Origin of the sequence: Niastella soli, assembly GCF_017742245.1 — a bacterium.
Lineage (GTDB): Bacteria > Bacteroidota > Bacteroidia > Chitinophagales > Chitinophagaceae > Niastella > Niastella soli.
Genome location: NZ_JAGHKO010000024.1, coordinates 238,160 through 257,767, shown reverse-complemented (window position 1 = coordinate 257,767; position 19,608 = coordinate 238,160). Strand labels below are relative to the sequence as shown.

The 19,608-nt window shown below is 43.6% G+C and carries 16 protein-coding genes; 6 read left to right on the top strand and 10 right to left on the bottom strand.

Annotated elements, in window-relative coordinates:
* Positions 1-36: 36 nt before the first annotated feature.
* The 3 genes from J7I42_RS33875 to J7I42_RS33865 form a co-directional block, all read right to left on the bottom strand.
* Positions 37-489 (bottom strand): hypothetical protein, encoded by a 453-nt coding sequence (locus tag J7I42_RS33875; RefSeq protein WP_209144785.1) that lies wholly within the window; start codon positions 487-489, stop codon positions 37-39.
* A 327-nt stretch (positions 490-816) separates the two neighbouring features.
* Positions 817-3,303: an ATP-dependent Clp protease ATP-binding subunit gene (locus J7I42_RS33870; protein WP_209144783.1), complete on the bottom strand. Its 2,487-nt coding sequence runs from the start codon at positions 3,301-3,303 to the stop codon at positions 817-819.
* A 115-nt stretch (positions 3,304-3,418) separates the two neighbouring features.
* Entirely contained in the window at positions 3,419-4,468 is a 1,050-nt protein-coding gene (locus J7I42_RS33865) for a PKD domain-containing protein (RefSeq protein WP_209144781.1), read from the bottom strand.
* A gap of 68 nt (positions 4,469-4,536) precedes the next feature.
* On the opposite strand from J7I42_RS33865, the gene J7I42_RS33860 reads away from it, so the two are divergent.
* Positions 4,537-5,253 carry a C40 family peptidase gene (locus J7I42_RS33860; RefSeq protein ID WP_209144779.1) on the top strand — a complete coding sequence of 239 codons (717 nt, stop codon included), beginning with the start codon at positions 4,537-4,539 and terminating at the stop codon, positions 5,251-5,253.
* A gap of 93 nt (positions 5,254-5,346) precedes the next feature.
* Here the strand turns inward: J7I42_RS33860 and tssO are convergent, their stop codons facing one another.
* The 6 genes from tssO to J7I42_RS33830 all read right to left on the bottom strand — a co-directional run bounded on the left by tssO (position 5,347) and on the right by J7I42_RS33830 (position 11,529).
* The gene (gene tssO / locus J7I42_RS33855) at positions 5,347-5,868 is read right to left on the bottom strand and encodes a type VI secretion system TssO (RefSeq protein WP_209144777.1); all 522 of its coding nucleotides are present in this window, start codon (positions 5,866-5,868) and stop codon (positions 5,347-5,349) included.
* A gap of 33 nt (positions 5,869-5,901) precedes the next feature.
* Complete coding sequence (locus J7I42_RS33850) at positions 5,902-7,083, bottom strand: hypothetical protein (RefSeq protein WP_209144775.1); 1,182 nt, start codon at positions 7,081-7,083, stop codon at positions 5,902-5,904.
* 27 nt (positions 7,084-7,110) lie between these two features.
* On the bottom strand, positions 7,111-7,980 hold the full coding sequence (locus J7I42_RS33845; protein ID WP_209144773.1) for a TssN family type VI secretion system protein: 870 nt from the start codon (positions 7,978-7,980) through the stop codon (positions 7,111-7,113).
* A gap of 28 nt (positions 7,981-8,008) precedes the next feature.
* Positions 8,009-8,944, bottom strand: a complete 936-nt coding sequence (locus J7I42_RS33840; RefSeq protein WP_209144772.1) for a hypothetical protein — start codon at positions 8,942-8,944, stop codon at positions 8,009-8,011.
* 182 nt (positions 8,945-9,126) lie between these two features.
* The gene (locus tag J7I42_RS33835; protein WP_209144770.1) at positions 9,127-10,995 is read right to left on the bottom strand and encodes a type VI secretion system baseplate subunit TssF; all 1,869 of its coding nucleotides are present in this window, start codon (positions 10,993-10,995) and stop codon (positions 9,127-9,129) included.
* A 99-nt stretch (positions 10,996-11,094) separates the two neighbouring features.
* Positions 11,095-11,529, bottom strand: a complete 435-nt coding sequence (locus tag J7I42_RS33830) for a GPW/gp25 family protein (RefSeq protein ID WP_209144768.1) — start codon at positions 11,527-11,529, stop codon at positions 11,095-11,097.
* 300 nt (positions 11,530-11,829) lie between these two features.
* Here J7I42_RS33830 and J7I42_RS33825 point away from each other — a divergent pair, with 300 nt between their 5' ends.
* The 5 genes from J7I42_RS33825 (at position 11,830) to J7I42_RS33805 (ending at position 18,496) form a co-directional block, all read left to right on the top strand.
* Entirely contained in the window at positions 11,830-12,753 is a 924-nt protein-coding gene (locus J7I42_RS33825; RefSeq protein ID WP_209144766.1) for a hypothetical protein, read from the top strand.
* Between the two features lie 93 nt (positions 12,754-12,846).
* Positions 12,847-13,482: a LysE family translocator gene (locus tag J7I42_RS33820; protein ID WP_209144764.1), complete on the top strand. Its 636-nt coding sequence runs from the start codon at positions 12,847-12,849 to the stop codon at positions 13,480-13,482.
* A gap of 622 nt (positions 13,483-14,104) precedes the next feature.
* On the top strand, positions 14,105-16,579 hold the full coding sequence (locus tag J7I42_RS33815; RefSeq protein ID WP_209144762.1) for a DUF5686 and carboxypeptidase regulatory-like domain-containing protein: 2,475 nt from the start codon (positions 14,105-14,107) through the stop codon (positions 16,577-16,579).
* Between the two features lie 199 nt (positions 16,580-16,778).
* The gene (locus tag J7I42_RS33810) at positions 16,779-17,741 is read left to right on the top strand and encodes an ion channel (protein WP_209144760.1); all 963 of its coding nucleotides are present in this window, start codon (positions 16,779-16,781) and stop codon (positions 17,739-17,741) included.
* A 59-nt stretch (positions 17,742-17,800) separates the two neighbouring features.
* Positions 17,801-18,496, top strand: a complete 696-nt coding sequence (locus tag J7I42_RS33805; RefSeq protein WP_209144758.1) for a YdcF family protein — start codon at positions 17,801-17,803, stop codon at positions 18,494-18,496.
* Between the two features lie 236 nt (positions 18,497-18,732).
* Here J7I42_RS33805 and purU read toward each other — a convergent pair whose 3' ends face one another.
* A complete protein-coding gene (purU, locus tag J7I42_RS33800; RefSeq protein ID WP_209144756.1) occupies positions 18,733-19,560 on the bottom strand; it encodes a formyltetrahydrofolate deformylase in 828 nt (275 codons plus the stop codon).
* Between the last annotated feature and the right edge of the window lie 48 nt (positions 19,561-19,608).

Genomic DNA, 19,608 nt, shown 5'->3' with positions numbered 1-19,608 from the left:
TGATTTAATGATAAAGGAAATAAAGGAACCCGGGTGTTACCGTGCGGAGTCAAGTTCCTGTATTAATGATTGCAAAGCTTTTATGATGTGCTCTTTTGTTTCCGGATTGGCAAGCGCCTGTTTCAGTAGTTTGTTGGTCTTTAACTGCTTTATTATTTTCTGATATTGCAGCTGTTGCATGTTCACATCTCCCAGGTACTCACTTTGTGCAATAATACCTTTGGCGCCGAAATCCGCCAGCCCTTTGAAATGAAGTGTTTCCCGGCGCATGCCGCCGTCTTCTGATTCAAAGGTCATATCAACTTTTGGTTTGAAGTGTTCAAACACATCGTCGATACTTGTTAAGCCTTCCGTGATAACAGGTTTAACAGGTGGGTCGTGTGTGAGTTTTTCTGCGAGTAAGACCCGATTTTGAGGAATGTCTGCAAAAGCTTCGAAGGCATCTTGTTTTACTTCCGTGCCGCCAATTCCGTAAGGCTCAATGCTCATGATAGATATTTTTGGTTTTCAGAATATGACCCGCTTTCAGCGATGACTAATCGAATTAATTTACGAATAAAGTGGTTTTACGGATTGGATATCAGAAGAAAAAGTCCCGAGTGGGTTTAACAAATTTCATTCCTAAATATTAATACACAAACACTGACTATAAAAAATCCCCAGTAACCTTGTCGTAAAAATACTCAGCGAACTTGTTTTTAATCTGCCATTAATAATGGTCAATAAATTTACCTATTTCCGTTAGTTCAACGCACAATTCATATTGAATTAATGTTGCACGTGAGTAACTTTATATTTGACATATATCTGTTATGGTTATAACACTTCTGTTGTGCTATTCCATAAGAAATTTCCCTGATCGTCTACATCTAAAATTAATATGGCGTTACCGGCAGCCCCCGCTTCCCCACTGATGATCTTGCGTGATAAGGGCCGACGTAAGGTATTCCGAATAACACCGGCTAATGGCCGTGCCCCATATTGGGGAGCAAAACCTTGTAAGGCTAATTGTTTTTTAGCTGCATCGGTCAATTGTAAGGTGATCCCCTGTTTTTCTAGTGAACTGTATAAACTTTTCAGTTGAATGTTAAGAATACGTTCCACCATTTCGTTGGTCATGGGGGCAAAAGGACAGATCTCGGTTAACCGGCCTAAAAACTCTGGCCTGAAATAGTTGCTCATGATCTCCATTAGTTGCGTACCGGAAGGTACCTGTCCTTTATTAAACGATTCCACCACAAACTGGCTGCCGATGTTAGAGGTAAAAATGATGAGCGCATTGGAGAAATCACCTTCCTTTCCCAGTTTATCGTGTAGCTTGCCTTCGTCCATGATCTGTAAGAAAATATCAAAGACCGACTGGTGTGCTTTTTCAATTTCATCGAATAATACTACCGAATAAGGTTGTTGTCTGATCTTGTTTATAAGTAACCCGCCTTCTTCGTACCCAACATATCCGGGCGGTGCACCATATAATAAGGCCGCGCTGTGTTCTTCTTTGAATTCCGACATATCGAACCGGATCATCGAGGTTTCATCCTGGAACAGGAAATCGGCCAGCGCTTTGGCCAGCTCGGTTTTTCCTGTGCCCGTTGGTCCCAGGAAAAAGAAAGAGCCTATGGGTTGACCAGGTTTACCTAAACCGGCCCTTGATTCCAGAACGGCTTCACTAATAGAACGGATGGCATGGTCCTGTCCTATCACTCTTTGTTTCAGTACCTCTTCCATTTTCAGCAACCGCTCTTTTTCCTGCGCCTGCACTTTGCCTATAGGGATTCCGGTTTTATGTGCTACAATAGCGGCTACATCTGACTGATTGAGCGCCTGGCGATCATCGGCCGCTCTTTCTGACAACGCTTCGTAGGCCAGGTTTAAATAGTTGATAATTTCATTGATCTCCGTCATTTGCATGGGGTCCGTTTCCGATTGTACCGCCGCCCATAAAATCGGACTGATCTTATTACGCAATTGGTTATAATGCCATTTCCAGTCATCTACCGGTACTGGTCCTTTTTGCATCTCCTCGAATACCGATCTCATTGCTGATACTATCTGTTTACCCGTATCCCTTGCCAGTCGAAGCGCAGCCATGGAATGATCGGCCAGATCTATGGCAGCATCGGGTAAACGGCGGTCTTTTACATAGCGTTTTGCCAGCCTGATGGTATCCTGCAGGGTTTCATCATCTACCGTTATCGCATGGTGCTTGCTGTAATGTGGCATAATGATCTGCATCATGCGGAACGTGGTGGCCATATCGGGTTCTTCTACCTGTATTACATCAAAGCGGCGGGCAAATGCCTCATCCTTTTCAATATGTTTCCGGTATTCTTCCAAAGTTGTAGCGCCTATAACGGTAAGCTCACCCCGGGCCAGTTCTGGTTTTAATAAATTGGCAGCTCCGGCCATGGCGCCCTGTTTATCCATCAGCACGTGCATTTCATCGATAAACAAGATGGCTTTGTCAAATTGTTTTATTTCCTGTATAATATTTTTTAATCGCTCTTCTACTTCTCCTTTGTAGGAGGCGCCGGCTGCCAGTGCACCATTGTCCAGCTCAAATACCTGGGCGTTCCCCAAAAATTGTGGCACTTTCTTTTCTTCAATAGCCAGGGTGAAGCCATCTACCAACGCTGATTTGCCAACCCCTGGTTCGCCAACGATCAGTACATTGGGTTTGGAGCGGCGGCCTAATATTTCTGCCATCGCCCTGATCTCTTTATCACGGCCGGTAATGGGATCTATCTTTCCAGTTTTGGCCCGTTCGTTTTTATGAGTGCAGTATTTTAATAACGCCTGGTGTTTGGATGGTTTAGAAATACCATTGGTATTCACCATGCCTGTTATTTTATTCAGGGTATTATCGGCTATTGATTGTTGCAGCAATTCCTGCCGCTGTATGGGAAATGTTTTTAATTGTTCATAACTGAATCCAACCCCTGGGGTACTTAAGGCGGCCAGTACATGCAGGTTTTCCAGTTCCTCACTGCCCGTCATTACCCTTATGGTGTCTGCTTCTTCCATCACCGCTTTTACCGGTTCATCAGCAGTAAGGGTATCATCAAGGCGGGTAGCTTTGGTCAGGGTTTCCATTCGCACTTCAGCCCATTCTTCCATATAGTAAATGTCTTTGTCCAACTGCTTTAACAACGTTTGCAACCCTGCATCTTTATGTAGTAATGCTTTTAATAAATGTGGGGGTGCAATATGCGGGTGCATGTTTTCCCGGGCAATAGCCTGCGCTATATGGTTCATCTTTTTACATGAATCGGATATGGTGGTCCCTAATAGTTGGTCAGTCATTACTTCTTTTTTGATGTACTAATTTCGATTTCTGATTTCTGGGTTTAGAGATTTTGTGATTTCAAATCACAAAATCACGACATCTCAAAATCTCCAAATTATAATTCACGCAATCTCAAAATATCCCTAAGAAACCTTGTTTCATCTTAAGACTCACATTTAATCCTATCAAACAGTTGGTTTCGCTGCTTTTTATCTGTTGTACGTTCAGTTGTTTTATTTTTTTATCGTTCCTGATCGAGCTGAGCTTTGTACAGAATTGGGTAAAGGTGATCTCGGTCCCATTGAGGCTTACGGGCACATTGAGGTTGTTACAGAAATATTGCGAAAAGTTTTCTGCTGTTAAATAATTATTCACTACACCACGCAATTTGCTTTCCAGGTCCTGTTTACTGATATTTACCCCTTGTGGTTTGGGTGGCTCGGTCATGGCCGGTTGCGGATGGCTTTGTTCTTCCAATGTTGGCGTTTGTGGCCTGGCCGGTACAATAACAAAGGATGGTCCCGAAGAACGAGCTGGCATGCGGGCATTTGAGCGGGAAGGCGTCACTGTTTTATCATTCACGTATACTTTGCAAACGCCGAGCTGTTTGGGATCGTTGTTTAACACCAGGGAGATGGTTTTCAGTCCCGGGGTTTTATAAACATAACTGGAGGTAGAGGCGGTAGCGTCAATAACGGCGGTTTCACCAAAACGCCATTCCCAGCTATGTGCTCCTGGTGTGGTATCCTGGAAGATCACTGCTTTACCTACTACAGCCTGTTGCGGACAAATAAACCGGGGTTGCAGCAAGGGATTTTCCAGTTTGGGTGCTTTTGTAATATAGATCGTTTTGTACTCTGTGCAGGTGCCATTAATGGTTAATGCTACTGTGTACTCGCCTGGCAGGTTATAGGCATGTACTACCGAACTAATGTTTGTCTGGCTGTTCTCACTATCGCCAAAATCCCACTGGAATTGGTTGGCATACAGGGCATCCGTCTCAAAATGAATGGGTTCGTCGGTGCGGTAAAAACTGGCTTTTGCTTTTATATGAAAATCGAAACAATGTTCGTAGTTTTTGTATTTAAATCCTGTGATCACCAATCCCAGCAAAGCCGTAATGATCATTGTAAGAATGACCTTTTCGTCGAGATAAGCCAGCTGTATCTTTTTATTTTCCATATTTTTACTTTTTGGTTCGCGTTTGAACTGAAATTGAAGTGTTGTTACAAACCGTATTTCTGTTAGCTATGAAACGAATTCACATTTTTCAAGATAGAGACAGTTTCCTCTTCCCATCTTTCTGGTTCGCCATTACCGGTTGTTTATGCCTGGCGATTTTACTGGCTTCCTGTTCCAGCTCGCGAAAATCAACCAATCAGTACCAGACCATTGTGGTAAAGCCCGCTGATCCCACTTTGGCGCCCACCAATGGCATTACCGTAAATGAAATGTTTATTAAATACGGAGCCTATCTTAAAATTGATCCCGACAGCCTTACCAATTATACCCTGTACGCCTTCATCGATAAATGGATGAAAACGCCTTACAAGTATGGTGGAAATGATGAAAAGGGCATCGATTGTTCGGGTTTTATTCAACGGCTGCTGAGCGATGTATACAACATTCAGGTCCCCCGCACTTCTGCCCAGCAGTTCTTTACAAAAAATGTGGAGCCTTTTCATGGTAAAACTTATTTTTCTGAGGGTGATCTGGTTTTCTTTTGTACGGTAAAAGGCCAGCCGATCTCTCATGTTGGGATGTATTTACACAACCAGTATTTTATCAATGCTTCTACATCCAGCGGTGTAAGTATTGCCAGCCTTGATGACCCTTACTGGAAAAAACGGTTTGTTTCGGCCGGCAGAGTAAGGATCGTGAATACACCAGCTGCGGCTACAAAGCCCACCATAACAACAAAACCAACAACACCAGGTAAAACCCCAACAAAAAGCGGTAAACAATAGTCTTTTATCAAAAAGCGGTTCTTCGAGCGCTCAGAACCTTGGACTGATCCTTCGAATTTCCGCCAAAGGCGGACACGCGCTCAGTGTTCTTAATTAAAAACCGGCAGCGGTACTGGCTCTTCTCAGCAGGTCAATATCTCTACGGGCCTGGTCCAGATCGCGCTGGGTTTGTTCATACTTACCCTTGTAATCCTCCAGCTGTTTGGGCAAATCGCCCATGCTTACTACTTTGTTGGTAGCATCCTGGTAGCGCAGGTACAGATCGAGCACATTTTTATTCATGCGACTGTACATGCTGCTGTCCTTATATTGAAGATCAGTAAGCTCACGCAATTTGGCGGCGATCTGCTGGTTCAGGTACATACTATTTACCCCCGGTTGTTTTAGTGAGTCTATCAACATTTTGGCCTGGTCCATACTGCTTACAAATTTCTCCTGAGCAATACTTTGGTTGCGATACCGGGTAACCTGTTCGCGCAGGACATCATTTTCTTTGTAAGGTATACGCATATCGAAATAAATAGCCCCCACTATTAGCCAGACGGAGATAATGAAAAAGAACAAAAATTTTAAAAATGCGCGGTTCCTTTCCTTATAATTTAATATGCTGGGCATTTTTTATTGGTTTATTGATTGATGGTTCGTTGATTAATCTGCCAGGAAACTTCTTCTCTTTTTAACCGGCGCCGTTTCAGATTGTGGTAACAATACCTGCTCTTTCACAAAAATGCCGGTCTCTTTTTTCTTGCCGATGTATTCCAGTCGCGCCAGGTTGCTGAACAATGATGAAATGACCTGGGTAAACTGTAAAACTTTATCCAGGGCATCGTTGATGTCGAGGTGGTTATACTGGTAACTACACAGGGTGGTGATGGCTGATTCCAATTCGCCCTGGCTTACACCACACCATTCGGTACAATAACTGATCAGTTCATCTTTGCTGGTGCCGGCGTAAAAATCCATGGTATTTTTGATCAACCGGGCCATTCCTGTAACAGCAGTGATCATAAACAACGGTGGCTGGTAGATATATGATAGTTTGAAATTGCTGTATTCAGTTGCGGTGTACAGACACAGGTTCTCACAGATCTTATGAATGGCATCTGCCAGTTCGTTCTGCTGTTTCTTTTGTAAGATCTTTTGAATGATCTGCAAAGCATACAATTCCATTTGGCCAAAGAATTGCTCCAGTCCGGCATGTACTTCCAATAATTCATAATGGCTGTTGACGGCTGTGCAGGGTGGAATATAATGCTCTACCAATCGAACGCTTTGTTCTTCTACCACCACCTTTCCTACTGGCACCTGGAATTGTCCCAATGCAAGTGCACTGGTTTCATTGGCTGGCAATAAAGTAAGGTGGTATGCCGGCATGGTGAATGGCATGCGTGGTGGCGTTTCCTTTGGGTCAGCGGTCCCAAATGGTACACGTTCATATGGATCGATGCTTAACACTGCATAGTAAAATGCAGACCGGTCCTTCAGTTCACTGAAAGGCACCTGTAAACCCGGAATACCTGCCGATAATTGCTGACCGGTAAGAGAGGTATCTGTGTCGAACTCCATCACATAACCGCCACGGGAAATAGCGCGGCAACGTTGAATACGAAGGTGCACCGTTTGTTCATTATCGAGCGATAAGAACAATTTGGCGGAAGTATGATGCCGGTCGAACACTGGCAATAATCCATAGTTGTGCTCATTTAAAAAACTGCTTACGGTATGGGCCTGCCGGTAAGTGAAGGCATTGTCCTGTGCAATAAAATGTGTTTTATTGATCTTCATCCCATCTACCCAGTTTACCGGTAAGTATTCAGTTGTTGACTGCATGCTTGATTAGTTTAGTTTGTTCAATCCTCAATTTTCAATAATGCGGCTGCACACAATGACATCATTTTCTCTGATGCGGTTCAGAAAGATGGTTTTATCTGCATCCATATAAGTGGTTAAAATGGTATACCATTTGGGCTTTTTGTAAAACATCCAGCCATGTGGTTTGCCAATGCCATTGGCAAACAGGATCTGGCCCTGTGGATGCCGCTCATTATAATCATTTATGAAATAATAGAACAGTTCACCCAGTTCCATATCTACAGGCGCTTTAGCCCTGAAGTTGGTGAAGTAGGTGTCCTGACCGTTCTTTTGAAATTCAAAACTGATGAGCAACATATTTCTTAGTTTGCTTTCTTCCGGGTCTTCCATGGGCTCATGTACCGGGTAATGCCATTGATTCAATACTTTGGGCGGAATGGCGAGGGCAGTTAAGAATGTATGCCATACAAACAAGGGAATAATGAAAAAGAAGGTCGACCACATCATTGGGATCTCGAGTCCTTCATGGTTTACCCATCGATAGGTAAGCATAAAACAAATAGCGCCTGCTAACCCGATCAACAGGGTGAAAATGACATCGGGCAAAAATGTTTGCTTGTCCTTACCCCAATCCATTTTTCGTTGCATCAGGTAAATATGCAAGCCACCGTATAGCAGGAATAAAACCTGATAGAAAATAAAGTACCTGTTGTAGTTGGAGAAAAAGCCGGCTGCAATAAATAAGCCGGTCAATGCAAATACTGCCACAGAAATCAACAGATACCAGATAGCCCTTTTGCTGAATGGTTTAAAACTGTTACGTATTTTTTGGGCAAAGAGACCGATGATCGTTGAAAAGCTGATCAGGCCAATTCCCAGGTACAATAACAATCTGTTAAGTTCGGGTGTCATCATATTATAAGGTTCTATTTATTTATATTGGCTAAATGGCAGCAAAACCCAGAATGGGGCTTTCGTCTGCATTCAGTTCTACTAAAGCACGGGTACGATCAACTTCTACGTTTATTAGGATATCTGCTTCTGCCGGTGCAAAATAATTGTTGAATACCTGCAGCAACAGATCATTGTCACCACCGGTGACATAATCAACCGGTCTCGATTGTTGTAAAGGACCAATATTGTATTGCAAACAGGGAAAATCTTCTAAAAAGGTTTGTCCGCATACAAGGTCATTGCCCAGTTCGCCCATACCCAGACTATTGTCTTTGCCCGGCGCTATGCAAACTGCAGGAGTTACCTGTTCAATGGTTACATTTTCCTGTAACAGTACTTCCAGGCACTTTTGCATAAGTGCAGGATCTCCGGCAATGGTGTGTGCATAGGGTAACAGCAATACCAGCAACATGGCCGCCGTTTTATTAAGCCCTTCGGGAAATTCCCAGAAGGTAAAAAAGTAGTCGTTCAACAAACCATTGTCCATGCCGGCCAGCAGGTTTTCCTCTTCCTGTTCCAAAAACACCCGTTGTCTGAAAAGGCTGTTCTCAATGGGTTGAAAGAACTTTCTGGCGGCCATTTCTTTTTTCCGGTCTATACGGCTTTGGGCAGCCAGTTCGGCAGCGGAATTCGATTTGGTGCCGGTATGTGATTGGTGAAAAAGCCCTTCGGGTACCAGGTCATATAAACCGGAGCGTGATAACTTAAGCTGTAATAACTGATACAACCAGGCATCTTCTATTTTGTTAATGGCATATACGTCGGTCCGATATTCCCGGTAAAAACGGCCGTCGTTCAACACTACAAAATCATCGGGGTGCACATTATTTTGTAATGCGTGGTTAACCAACACCTCCGCTTTTATATCGTGCAGGTTGCCCGACAGCTCGTTTAAGAATGTATCTATGGCTTGATGTCTTGTCATTAGTCAATGATGAATACTTCGTGAAACGTAAAACGTGAAAGGGCTCATAACATTCGAGACTCTCTTTCGGCAATCGGCAATGAAGAAAACCTCTTCTCGCCTTCGGCTCGTATAGTTCTAATCTACCTCCTGCCTCGTACTTCGTATCCTTAGTTTGTTTTATCAACCTTTAACCTGTTAACTCAATTCTCCTGTTCAATAAATACTCTGAAAGGTGTTAAACCAGCCGATTTCGTAGACAACTTCAATACCAAACTATCCTTCCAATACTGTAGCTGGTTTTTGTCCTGTGCATCCATAAAATCTTTCCGGTTCAGCTTGATGGTTACGTCGATGGTCCTGGTAAAACCCTGTGAAACCTGCCGGGGTACCATCACCCCTTTTTTTACTGTTATATGTTTTGCTGTATTGCCCATTTGCAGGCGGCAGAAGATCTTTATATCTTCCAGGCTGATCAACCTGTCACGCGAAAGCAAGGCCGATTTATAGGCTGTAATACTTTCTGAGGCGCTCAACCGGTTACGGCCCCCAATGGTTGTAGTGATCAATGTACAATCAGCATGGTACATACTGTTTGTTTTGTACGATTGCAGGGTGGTGCCTGCTTTTATGTCATTACCCTGTTCCCCAGCGGTGCTCCAGTATGCGATGGTGAGGTTGTTTAGCTGTGAATTGTTTTCTTTTCGCACTACCAGGAAGGGCGTATACTCCCGGTTTAGTTCCCGGGTGATCATTTGCTGTTCCAGCTTATAAATGATCTGTTGTAAATTCTTTAACTCCCCTGAGAGAAAATCCCTGCCCAGCACAGAAAATGCAGCGCTTTCATCACTTAATAATTGCACAATGTTCTCAATGATCATAGTGGCATCTCGTTCATCAAAGCGGCCAATGCCGCCCTGCCGCAGGATCATTGTCAGCTGGGTTTGTGCGGTTTTTTCAAGATCGCGGGTATTAAATACATGCCCATCCTGATCGGCAATCTCATGCAGGTCAAAGAAAATATCGTTGGTATACATGGGTACAATATTCAGGATGTCGTGCATGTGGTGCATTGTTTCATGCAGCTTGCAATTTATTACTGGAAAACAGTTGACATGACATATCACATCCTGTAATACAGAGGTGGCAATATTTTCGGGGAATTGTATTTTCAGCCAATGTACTTTGTCTGCCTGTAACGATTGCAATTCCTTTTTATCAAATGCCTGTAGCAATTCCGATGGCCAGCCTTCCTGTTCAGCAACGGATTTCTCAAGCTGACGAATGGTAATGAATTTTGGTTTGTAATAGGCGTTTACAAACTCCTTTAATTTCCAGGAAGCCGTATTCTTTCTGATGAGCAATTGCTCTATGTTCAGGTGCTCGCCGCTAATATTTTCCTGGTTATATCCGGGTACCACCTCCATTTCCTGTTCGCCATAAAACCAGCGGGCATCGGCCAGGTTTTTATAGAATAATTCTTTGTTTACTTCATTTCTGATCTCGAAATAGTATTGGGTGTTGTGCAGTTTAATCCGGGGACCGGTGAGGCCGATCCATAAAACCCGTTGTTCCAGTTCTCTGCCGGGTAAACAATGTGTGATCACTTCTTTGGAGATCATTTCGCGATACCGGAATAACTGATGCCCGGTGGCAAGGTAACTTACAGCGGCAGTGTTTAATTGAAAGGGACCGGTTGATGTAAAGAAAAAATCTCTATAGCCGGTGGCGTCTGACCCGTTTTCATAATTGGCGCCTTTTTTCTGTGAGCTAAAGAATTGATCGCTTTCCTTCAGCCACGCAGCATCCTCAATTGACTTTGCATGCAATATACCATGTGCCGGCAGCGGGCCACACAACACTTCCGGTGATAATAACTGCACCATTCGTTCCAGCAAACGGGCGCGTGATGCGTGTACCTCGTTGGAGATCTTTTCCAGCTCCAATGCTGTGGCGGAGAACAGCACATTCACCAGCGGGTCGAAAGATGATTCAGATTCATCTTCCGGATAACCCCACAGGCGGGCAGCCGTTTTCATCATCCGGTTCTTTATTTGTTCCCGATTTTCCATTGTATATAATAAGTATGTTACTGGCTATTGCATATAACCAGATTGCTAATGACCAGGGCCTGTATCCCGCCTGAATAAATTCATTCGGACAGGCAATAATTAACTATATGATAACGGGCTCACAAAAAAGCTGTCGCGGAAAGTAATGTCTTCGCTGGTAGCCGTGAGTCGGGCGGTAATATTAATGTCGAGGCGTTTTTTAACGCGTCGTTCTGTTGTAAGTGCGTTTACTTCTTCCTGTTTAACCAATACATCTACTTTAATGCCATCCAGTCTTTTTTCATGTTTGCGAATGGCTTTTAACAGGGATTCTTTCATCCATTCCTGTTGTCTGGTGCGGGCTGTAAGATTATCAAAATCATGATCCCAGATGGAATTACCAAAGTCAACATCACTTTGCATTTCACCAAAGGCTGTCGTAATGATCAGGTGAAGGTGATGACCTACCGATTGTTTTAAGGAACAACCAGGATGCTCTTTCTTTTGCATCAGTAATTCAGGGTCCAATGGTAAGGTATAATACTTTAGCCGCATGATCTTAATTGTTAATGTATTGGGTAGACGAGTCAACGCAACCAGTGAAGCGTGTCAAAAGGGGAATGTCTTGATCATGCTCTCAGTGCAGCAAAACGAAATTAGGATAAAAAAATATTCAATGCGCAAATATTTATAACCAATTTACGTGCCGTTTGAATATTCAGATGTTTAAATTAAAATAAATTTCTGAAATTGGTGTAAAATTTGTTGCCAATCAGGGATTGACGTTATAACCTTGTTAGGCACGTCACTATCCGTTTTTTAGAATACCCAGTCACCATTAATCAAACCTTTCTCATGAATAACAGATATATCATTGTTGGTATAGATGGCACGGGCTCCCGTGAATGGATGTATAAAGATGGAAGCAACAGCAGCACCTTTAAATTTATTCGTGATGTTCATTATGGTGCTATGGATATTGACCGGCGCTGGTATAACGGTCCTTCCAATGTAGTTACCGGAAGCGATACCGAACCCATTGTACAGGAAACGCTGGATTTTATTTATCAACGCATAGGCTCCCTTTTTCCCGCTATACGCAGCCAGTCCATTAAACCACTGGAGCTTTTTGATGTGAACAGTTGTATGCAGAACCAGGAACGCACCACCCAGCATTATATGGCCAGTCACGGCTATTCTGTCACCTACCGCAAACCGGTAACTGTAACGCAACAGATGCTGGCGCACCAACCACTTACTGTCGATGATGTACGGGTCGTATTGATCGGCCATAGCCGCGGTGGATTAGCCGTAACCACTTTGGCCAGAATGTTAAGTCCACTGGTACGCGTGTACTTTATGGGCTTATATGATTCGGTTGACCGCGAAGGCTGTCTGGATGGGATGAGCGTGGAAAATGTGAAATTCGTAGCGCATGCCCGCCGTCACCCTGATGTTAAATCAAGAACTTATTTTGGTAATACGTCGCTTAAATATATTGGTGTTGACCATGCCGAAGAACGTTTCTTTTATACCTCACATGGCGGTATTGGCGGCTCATTTGTTACCAAAGCCAATGAAGTGTCTGCCTTTGGCGATTCTTCCTGTCTGCCTAATATTGATGTGCAAACGGAAGAAGGGCCTATCTCTCTGATCAATAATCCTGCACTCGTGAAACAATTGGGAAAGAAAATGGACCAGGTTTGTGCGGATGGAAGTAACGAAGCAGACCAGTTTATTAGAACACAGGCAAAAAGGTATGGCATCCCGATAGCGTAAGTTATGTGTTGTGAATTGGCCTATCTGCTTTTCACAAATTGGCCTAATTACAACTCCGTTTTCATAAGTACATTTGTTGGAAATCCCAACAACATGATCCCTGTTAGTGATCTCCTGCTTTTTGCGCTGGCTGCCTTCGGACTGGTGATAAGTCCGGGACCCAATATGATCTATCTTATTTCCCGCTCTATAACACAGGGTCGCAAGGCCGGACTGATCTCTCTGGCTGGTGTTATTTGTGGTTTCCTGTTTCATATTCTTATGGTGTCGTTTAGCCTGACCGCAGTGCTATTTACTATACCCTATGCGTATACCATTTTAAAAACTGCCGGTGTAATATACCTGTTGTACCTGGCCTGGCAGGCAATAAAACCAGGCAGTAAAAATGTATTTGAGCCCCGTACCGATCTTAAGGCCGATACGCCGGTTAAATTATTCCGTATGGGCTTTTTTACCAATGTGCTCAATCCTAAAGTGGCTGTTTTCTATTTATCCTTTTTTCCTCAATTCATAAAACCCGGTTATGGCTCCGTATTCACCCAAAGTTTAACACTAGGTCTTGTGCAGATCATGGTAAGCTTTACTATTAACTTTATAATTGTGTTGGTGGCGGCTAAGGTCGCCCGGTGGTTTTCAGCCAATCCCAAATGGATACGGGTGCAGAAATGGTTTATGGCGAGTGTACTTACCGGATTAGCTGCTAAAATGGCTTTGGATAAGGCAAAGTAATTATTGAATTCATGGACCTGGCTGCTTTTTTTTAGTTTATTAGACCTTTAGATCAAAGTTCCTCAATGACTTAAGCGTCTGCTTGTGTCATAATAAGTCATTAATGCCCAATGAGTCAAAGAACTACCACATGCTGTTGAAGCGAAGCCTGGCAGCAGGCCGATAAACTCCGTTTAGTTGGCATGCGAATACAAAGCTACCCATTAACTCTATCCGATAGCTTCAATATGTGACGGGCTATACGAAACCGGTGTGACGGTCCGAGGAAAACGGTGGGACGAATGGTCATTTTTCCTCGGAGATTTTAATTTTGGTGGGACGGTTTGAGGAAAGTGGTGGGACGAATGGTCGAAATCCTGTGATGGTTTTTTCTTCCTTCTCTTTGCCTCCTCGGATCCTTCTCTTTGGGTCCTCGAAAGTACCTCAATGGGTCCTCGGAATCCGAGAAGCAATTAAGGTGCTATCAAGGTGGCTCACTTTTGCCGCTTAAGGATGCCACGGTTTCGAATCGTGGCACTTATGAACTAAAAAGCTAAACTGTTAAATTCAAACTAAAGTAATTACTGCCATTTTTCCTTCATGCGGGAACGGTGTACTTTAAAGTTACAACCCTAACACCTGCATGAACCGAACTATACTATTGCTTTTCCTTATTGGCCTCACTTCCTCCTACGCTGTTGGGCAATCGTATAAAGTTCATGGAAAAATAACAAACACCAGGCTGGAACCACTGGCTTTTGCTTCTATTCAGGTTAAAGGCTGGAAGCATGGCGTGGTCACCAAAGAGAATGGGACTTATGAGCTGGAGTTGGACCCCGGCAAATACGACCTGGTGATCAGTATGATCGGTTATAAAAGTCAGGTAATCACCATCATCATTCAAAAGACTGACTATTTACAAAACATAATCATGGAGCCAGATGATTCCAAAGGGCTATCCGAAGTGGTGGTGAAAGGAAAAACACGCGACCGGTCGGAAGAGATCATCCGCCAGGTGATCCGGAAAAAGGAGGCCATTCAATCGGCCGCCGGGCCTTATTCCTGTATGGTGTACATCAAAGCTGTACAGGAAGATTCGCTGAAGCTAAAAGGAAAGAAAAAGTTGGCAAAGAACGATACCCTGCCGGTTGTTTCTGAAAATACCAATCCCGAACTGGATAGAATGGCTATGGCTGAAATTGTGTTACAGCTCGATCGATCGTCACAGGCCAGCAAAGAGGAGCGGCTGGGAGTAAAACGCCGGGGCAATACAGAAGGGTTATTTTTTTTATCTACCACCCAGGGCGATTTCAATTTTTACAACAACCTCATTAAAACCCGGGCATTGTCTGAAACCCCATTCCTGTCACCCATCAGTTATAGCGGATTGCTGGCGTATCGTTTCAGACTGGTAAGAACGGAACGAGTGGGCCCGCATAAATCATATGTGATCAGTGTTAAACCGCGCCAGATCAGTAATGCTACGGTAGAAGGAGAAATAACCATTGCCGATAGTATTTGGGTGATCACCCATACCCGCCTGAAATTTCCCAATTACCATTTGCCCGAATACGACTTTTTTGAAGTTGATCAACAGTATGAACAGGTAGCCGATACAACCTGGATGATCACCCGCCAGCAATTCACCTATTATTCAAAAAGCAATAAAGGCAAAAAATCAGGTATTACCATTGCTACCTATAAGGATTTTGAATTACATAAGCAGTTTGATAGAAAATATTTTGGTGTAGAGATAAGCTCCACAGCACAGGAGGCCTATGAAAAAGACAGCACCTTCTGGGAGAATAACAGAACAGAACCATTGACAGAAAAAGAAGTCCGGTTCATTCATTACAAAGACAGTATCTATCGTGCCCGGCATACAAAAGTATACCTCGATTCATTAGACCGGGTGATCAACAAATTAACCTGGAAGAAATGGTTGTGGAGTGGTCAGGAATTCAATGACCACGAAAAAGAACGGCACTGGTCGCTGCCTCCCCTGCCCGGCTTGTACCAGCCCCTTCAGTTTGGCGGTACCCGTATTATGGCCATGATATTTTATAGTAAGCGATTTCCTTCGCGCAGAGGCATCTGGATAGATCCGAATGTCAGTTATGGCATTCGCAACCACGATATCAATGGAAGCTTATCAGTAAGATATTTATACAATCCTTTCAATCGGGGTATCCTTAAGGTCAGCGCCGGCCGGCAGTTCCGGCTTATTTATCAGGGCGATGCCTGGATCAATCAGATAAAACGCAGCAATGTATACCTGGATAATGGGTTGGGAATTGGTCACGAAATAGAATTGCTGAATGGGTTGTTCCTGTATACCGATCTTGAAATTGCCTTTCGCCGTTCGGTAAGCGATTATGCAACAAATTCGCTGACTGATAGTTTGTTTGGGGATGTGCTTAAAGATAACCATGCCGTTGATTTTGAACCTTACAATGCTACTTATGGTAAGATCAGGCTGGCCTATACGCCCCGGCAGCGCTACATCCGGGAACCAAGGGAGAAGATCATTCTGGGGTCGGCATGGCCTACTTTTTATGCTTCCCTGCGCAAGGGGTTACCCGGAATTATGAACAGTAAAGTAAATTTCGATTACCTGGAGTTTGGGATAGAACAGGAAATAAAACTGGGGCTGGCCGGTATCAGCAACTACAGCGTGCGCACCGGCAGTTTTATCAATACAAAAGACCTGCGGCTGGTTGATTATAAATTTCAGCGCCGGGGCGACCCCCTTCTTTTTATGAACCCACAGGAAGCATTTCAGGCGCTTGATTCTACTTTCCCTGTTTTCAGGCGGTTTTACCAGGGGCATTTTTTACATGAATTCAATGGTGCGCTTATTAACAAAATCCCCCTATTGAAAAAGCTGCAGCTGCGGGAAGTGGCCGGGGGCGGTTTTTTGATAGCGCCGGAACGGTCTTTACAGTATATAGAGACCTTTGCAGGTATTGAAAGGGTTTTTAAGTGGCCTTTTAATCCCCTGAGTAAATTCAAGCTGGGCGTATATGTGGTAGGTTCTGCCGCCAATAAATTCAGTAACCCGGTGCAGTTTAAAATAGGAATCACTTCCTGGAACAGAACAAGCAATAAATGGAACTAGGTGCTTTGTTTAAGAGGTAAGCTGTTGGCTTCGAATAATACGAGGTAAGAAGTAGGAAGTACGAAGTATGAAATACTGAATACGAACATTTCCTACGTCTTATTTCCCTCTTCCTACGCCTTATTTCCAACCTCCTGCCTGGTCTTCTTAGAAAACTAATGGATTTAGTATTTACATTTGCACGGTAAATACCAAGAACATGCCTTTACTTAAGCAAATTAATCCTGTTCCCAAATTAAACGATGATACCGGTTTTAGCAATACTGGTATAATAAATGGCAGCCGGTTTATAAACAAAGATGGAACGTTCAATCTGCACAAAAAGGGTTTGCCTTTCTGGGACCGCTTCAGTATTTTTTATACTATGATCTCCCTGCCCCTGTGGCAATTCATAACCATAATAATCATTTTCTTTTTTAGCATTAACCTGGTTTATACCGGCATCTACTGGTGGATAGGCGCCGACCAGTTCATCGGTTTTAACTCCAATGCACCAGTTAATATCTTCAAGGAACTGTATTTTTTCAGTACAGAAACATTTACTACAGTTGGTTATGGCCGGGTAAACCCCATAGGCGATCTGGCCAACCTGGTGGCGGCCGTAGAAGCCATGAGCGGATTTTTGTCCTTCGCACTGGCTACCGGTCTTATTTATGGCCGTTTTGCCCGCCCACGTGCGCACGTGGCATTTAGCGATGAGGCCGTTATTACGCCCTTTAAAGAAAAAACAGCGCTGATGTTCCGGTTTGTGTGTTACAAGCAAAACCATGCGCTTACCGATGTAATAGTACAGGTGAACCTGGCCATGATGGTCAATGAGAACGGTGAATCCAAATACAGGTATTACACCCTGCCGCTGGAACGCGGCAAAATTGAAAGCATGCCTATGAACTGGACGGTGGTTCACCCTATCGACGATCAAAGTCCGTTGGTTGGTTTTACCAGCGAAGACCTGGCCGCAGGTGATGTGGAAGTGTATGTATTGATCCGGGGTTTTAACGAGGTGTATGGGAATACAGTACAGCAAAGGACCTCGTATACTTACCATGAAATCCTTTTTAACCGTAAATTCATTCCCATGTATCATGAAACGGCCAATGGCACAGTGCTGGAGTTGCACAAACTCAGCAAACATGAAGCTGTTTCTGTTCAGAAATATTAGGATATACCATATTGGCAGATTTATTGCTTACCAGTAGATACAATTGTATATAAGACCAGATGATCTGGATGCAGCCACTGCTGCTCATCAACCTAACCGTACAAATAATGATAAACCAGGAAGCTATAGCACTCGCTAAAATATTGTGGAACTATCATCAGTTACACCATACACTGGAACAGTCTGATTGTATTCTGGTGTTGGGCAGTCTGGACATCCGCACTGCCGAACGGGGCGCTGATATTTACCTGCAGGGATATGCTCCCATTATTATATTCTCAGGAGGACTAGGTAAGCTTACTAAAGATATGTGGGCAGAAACAGAAGCTGATCTTTTTGCCACCATTGCGCTTGACCGGGGCGTACCACGCGAAGCGATCTTTATTGAGAATAAAAGCACCAACACAGGTGAAAACATCCTATACACACAACAATTACTTAAAGAGAAAAACCTCCATCTCAACAGCTTTATAGTGGTTCAAAAGCCCTATATGGAACGCCGCAGCTATGCTACGTTTAAAAAACACTGGCCTGATAAAAAATTGCTGGTGACCTCACCCCTGCTTTCTTTTGAAGAATATCCTACCACCGATATCTCTGTTGAAAAGCTCATCAACATGATGGTGGGCGATCTGCAACGGATAAAATTCTATCCTGAAAAAGGCTTTCAGATCTATCAGGAGATCCCCGTTGATGTTTGGGATGCTTATGAGCAACTGGTTGCTATGGGGTTTAATAAGCAGCTTATAAAGTAAAGTGTTGATTTTTGATAATAAGTTTTAGAAGTAAGACGTAGGAAGTATGAAGAGTCTGTATTTCCTGGCACTTACCTCACTTAATCCTACTTCTTATATCCTACCTCTTACTTCCTATTTCTTACCTCGTATCTCCGGTTTTTCCTGACTCAAATTTTCTTTTCAGTATCAAGCTAGACGTAAGATGTAGGCTGGTCTTGTATTTCCTACCCCCACCTCCTGCTTCCTACTTCGTGCTATTCAAAGACGACAGTCTTATTCTTGTATACAAATACCCTGTCTTCAAAAACAAGATGCAACGCTTTAGCCAACACCGCCGTTTCAATCTCTTTACCGGCTTTCATCATATCTCCTGCCGTATGGGAATGGGTTACCGGAATGATCTGTTGCGCAATAATAGGCCCTTCATCGAGCTCATTGGTAACAAAATGGGCCGTAGCACCAATTAACTTTACCCCGCGCTCAAACGCCTGTCTGTAAGGACTGGCACCTACAAACGCCGGCAGGAAAGAATGGTGAATATTTATGAGTCGACCAGTATACTTTGCTACAAAACCGGGCGATAATATCCGCATGAACTTGGCCAGCACTATATAATCGGGGGTATACTTGTCTATCAGACTGCTTACCTGCGACTCAAATACGTCCCTGTCTTTTTGCTCATGCGAAACCAGGTAAAACGGAATATCGAACCGCTGACAGATATTCTCCAGCGTATCATGGTTCCCGATCACACATTGCACCTGGGCGCCCAGCGTTTTGAAATAATGACGGATAAGTATATCACCCAAACAATGATATTCCTTCGTTACCAGCACCACTACCTTTTTCTCAGGCAACGGATTCACTTTTATTACCGCATCTTCCGGCAATACCTGTTTAAGTTTTGATTCAAGCGCTTGTGAGTCAGTTTCAACTTCCAAATGGACCCTGATAAAAAAGCGATTCTCGATCTTATCAACATGCTCCCGCAATGAGACAATGTTCAATTGTTCTTTTGCAAGCACGCCGGTAATGCCTGCCACTAAGCCAACCTGGTCTTTACACTGAATAACAACGATCATATAAAATCTTTATAGCGAGCAAGTTACTTATTTCTTTCGTCAGGTGAT

Coding starts and splice junctions, on each gene's coding strand:
- J7I42_RS33875 (WP_209144785.1), bottom strand. CDS start 489: ATGAGCATTGAGCCTTACGGAATTGGCGGCACGGAAGTAAAACAAGAT.
- J7I42_RS33870 (WP_209144783.1), bottom strand. CDS start 3,303: ATGACTGACCAACTATTAGGGACCACCATATCCGATTCATGTAAAAAG.
- J7I42_RS33865 (WP_209144781.1), bottom strand. CDS start 4,468: ATGGAAAATAAAAAGATACAGCTGGCTTATCTCGACGAAAAGGTCATT.
- J7I42_RS33860 (WP_209144779.1), top strand. CDS start 4,537: ATGAAACGAATTCACATTTTTCAAGATAGAGACAGTTTCCTCTTCCCA.
- tssO (WP_209144777.1), bottom strand. CDS start 5,868: ATGCCCAGCATATTAAATTATAAGGAAAGGAACCGCGCATTTTTAAAA.
- J7I42_RS33850 (WP_209144775.1), bottom strand. CDS start 7,083: ATGCAGTCAACAACTGAATACTTACCGGTAAACTGGGTAGATGGGATG.
- J7I42_RS33845 (WP_209144773.1), bottom strand. CDS start 7,980: ATGATGACACCCGAACTTAACAGATTGTTATTGTACCTGGGAATTGGC.
- J7I42_RS33840 (WP_209144772.1), bottom strand. CDS start 8,944: ATGACAAGACATCAAGCCATAGATACATTCTTAAACGAGCTGTCGGGC.
- J7I42_RS33835 (WP_209144770.1), bottom strand. CDS start 10,995: ATGGAAAATCGGGAACAAATAAAGAACCGGATGATGAAAACGGCTGCC.
- J7I42_RS33830 (WP_209144768.1), bottom strand. CDS start 11,529: ATGCGGCTAAAGTATTATACCTTACCATTGGACCCTGAATTACTGATG.
- J7I42_RS33825 (WP_209144766.1), top strand. CDS start 11,830: ATGAATAACAGATATATCATTGTTGGTATAGATGGCACGGGCTCCCGT.
- J7I42_RS33820 (WP_209144764.1), top strand. CDS start 12,847: ATGATCCCTGTTAGTGATCTCCTGCTTTTTGCGCTGGCTGCCTTCGGA.
- J7I42_RS33815 (WP_209144762.1), top strand. CDS start 14,105: ATGAACCGAACTATACTATTGCTTTTCCTTATTGGCCTCACTTCCTCC.
- J7I42_RS33810 (WP_209144760.1), top strand. CDS start 16,779: ATGCCTTTACTTAAGCAAATTAATCCTGTTCCCAAATTAAACGATGAT.
- J7I42_RS33805 (WP_209144758.1), top strand. CDS start 17,801: ATGATCTGGATGCAGCCACTGCTGCTCATCAACCTAACCGTACAAATA.
- purU (WP_209144756.1), bottom strand. CDS start 19,560: ATGATCGTTGTTATTCAGTGTAAAGACCAGGTTGGCTTAGTGGCAGGC.